General features: G+C 52.8%; 2 protein-coding genes. Both read left to right on the plus strand.

Annotated features, from left to right (window positions below; translation table 11 throughout):
• Nucleotides 1-121 precede the first annotated feature (121 nt).
• Nucleotides 122-1,339: a zinc chelation protein SecC gene (locus ACKTSJ_RS10995; RefSeq protein ID WP_407900194.1), complete on the plus strand. Its 1,218-nt coding sequence runs from the start codon at nt 122-124 to the stop codon at nt 1,337-1,339.
• A gap of 617 nt (nt 1,340-1,956) precedes the next feature.
• Nucleotides 1,957-2,403: an IS200/IS605 family transposase gene (gene tnpA / locus ACKTSJ_RS11000; RefSeq protein WP_407900196.1), complete on the plus strand. Its 447-nt coding sequence runs from the start codon at nt 1,957-1,959 to the stop codon at nt 2,401-2,403.
• Nucleotides 2,404-2,811: the final 408 nt, after the last annotated feature.

The following is a 2,811-nucleotide window of genomic DNA, read 5'->3' on the forward strand; positions in this document are numbered from 1 at the left end:
GGGCAGCAGCCAGAAAAAACCCGCCCGAAGATAGCAAGGTAATTGCGCTCAACGGGTGAGAGAAAGCAGATTTACTGAATCGAATTTACAGCAAATTTTGGACTTGACCCGGCATGCAGTGATGGACGCCATCAACGAGGTGCTCTCTGATCGTTTATCCCACGATGAGCAAAAGACGCTCCATGCGCTGGATGCTGAGACATGGCATGGCATCCAGCTGAATGCGACAGAGTGGCTCATTGCGGATGGCCGCATTGATGTCAAAGGCAAGCCTCAGCGGGTGATCGACGTATTGCTCGGAATGGGCGGCCCTCTATTTACCGTACCGCAACGGCAGTGGCTGCAGCAGTTGTCAGAGCGTCCCTTGCGTCTGTATGACGTGACCGATGTCATCGCCGGACAGCAGATGACCCTGTGTGATGCCCTCGACCATAATGCCGAGCCAATCATCGTCATGGAAAAGTCCGGCAGCAATCCCAAACTTATCGGCACCCAGCTTGCCGCAAGGATCATGGCAACGGATGGGCGTTACGAAATGTCGGGATGTGCCTATCCTTTATCGCGCATCTCGGCTGTATCTGCTCTGGAAATCATGCGCGATGCCCAGAAAAATTTCGGAATGGAGCCGGATCTGCCGGAATTCTTCAGTTTTGTGATCCGCCAAAAATGGCTGGAACAATATGTCCGTCCTCGGCAGATGCCAGGCATCGTGGATGCACAATCAGGCGAACCGATACTGCTGGTTACAGATCATTACCGAGTCAGGGATTGGGATGCGCTTGAACAGGCACTGGCCAAGAAGAGAGATGTTGATGGCCACCGGACTGCGGGCTGGACGCGTACCAAGAAGTGCGAAGACGGGCTGACCCGTCCGCGCACCACGATCAACATTGGCGACGGAGCCGACAAGATCGAACTGTTCCACAAGAACCTAGCTGAAGCTGACAAGGGGAGGAAGTGGTTCGATAAACTGGCCGGGGATTCCGTTGAATTTTTGGGACGCGTGCTTTCCGACCCGATCGGCATGATGCAGAATCTCGATCCGGAGGGAGCCGGTCGCGGAAGTCTGATGCCAACCGACATTCCTGCCGACGCGCTGGTGGACCTGATCGAACAAACCCTTCATCGTCTGTATGCCAATTGGGCCGATGAATCCATCCCCGATTTGGGTGGCCGCACGCCTAGGCAGGCGATAAATACACCTGCCGGTATCGAGCGTGTAACGGGCTTGCTGCGATCCTATGAAGAGAGTGAGCGCCGTCAGGCGAAGGCTCAAGGCAGGCGAGAGGTATCGTATGCATTCCTGTGGCAATCGATTGGTTTGGACCCTAAGCGATAAGGGGAAGGGCATTCAACCCTTCCAGAACGCATATTGATAAACAACACGCATCTGTTTCACGAAATCGAGTCGGTGCTTTCTGAGCATCCGGTATATGGCCACCACCGGGGCAAAAAATCCGATGCCGCTCCGATTCGCGAATCTGCGCAAACATTTCAACTGATTTATCACGACAAGCTATCTCTCAGTAACTCACGCGGTTTCCTCCTTGGAGCGGTTGTCGGACATCAGCCCGGAACGGGCTGTCATTCCTGAACACGCAGCAGTCGATGGGCTGATGTCCGACAACCCTTAACCGTAGCGGACTGTGGCGGTTTGCTGAAAAGGCTGTCGGTGCAGCTTGCTGGAAGGTCCGGTTTCAGCATTCTCGAACCGTTACTTTCGACACACAGGTGCCCCTCAAGATGAAACATCTGAGCGCCTTCTCTAGTTCAGGTAGTAGACCTAAGTCTGATGGGGGTTTGTGAACTGGCTGGCCATGCTGGAATTCGGCGATGTGAAAACCATACGCGAACAGGCGGCCCGGGAGGGAGTGGACAACAGCTACGTCATCAGGATGATCAACTTGTAATTCCCCGCAGTCTTGCTGCGGGGACAGCGCAGGCCAAAATGAAGAGATGGAAGAAGGACGGGTCAAGAAGAGCAGCCATTACGCGTGGCAAATCTACTATCACATCGTGTTTCCAGTGAAATATCGGAAAGCATTACTGGATGAGGAAATTGAGCGGATTATTGTTGAGACGGCGCGAGGAATAGAAGAACGTTACGACATAGAGTTTGAGCAGATTGGATGTGACCGGGATCACATCCACATACTGTGCGCGGCGCACCCGGAGGTAGCGCCGTGGCAGATAGTACGGGTATTCAAAATTCTTACAGCACGGGAGATATTCCGAGCGAAGCCGAGTGTGAAAAGAGAGTTATGGGGCGGGCAGTTTTGGACGGACGGCTATTATGTAGCGACAGTTGGGGAGCGAGGCGAATGGAGTGTGGTAGAACGGTATGTAAAGAATCGGGTATCCGGATTTTCCGGTGGGTTTAGAGCTCTGAGCGGGGAAGGCTGATTTTTTAGTCTCCGGATTTTCTGGTGGGTGGAGATGTTTAGCCCGCAGTATCTTTACACAATTCGTCAAGTAGATAGAATCACAAGACGCCTGCCGCCTCGGGCTATAAAGACTCAGGGCATTCCAACCAGCCTTCGGGCAATCGCAGTATCAAACTTCCAGAACGACCAAAGAACGATTACGTCTGCACTTTCTGAGCGCAGCCGCGACCGTTTTTATCGTCTATGTTCTCTCCTCCTCGTGAGGAAGATCGTCGCCAGGCGCTACTGGCATATCAAACCAACCTGAAATCCCATAGATTGTGCAACACCTTTTCTGTAAAAGTTCTCACGAGCAAAATTCTTGAGGTCGTGCATCAGGTGTTCATGTTCAAATAGATTTTTCCGCTCATCCACTCGTCATCGCATT

This window comes from Ferrigenium sp. UT5 (assembly GCF_045866295.1).
GTDB lineage: Bacteria > Pseudomonadota > Gammaproteobacteria > Burkholderiales > Gallionellaceae > Sideroxyarcus.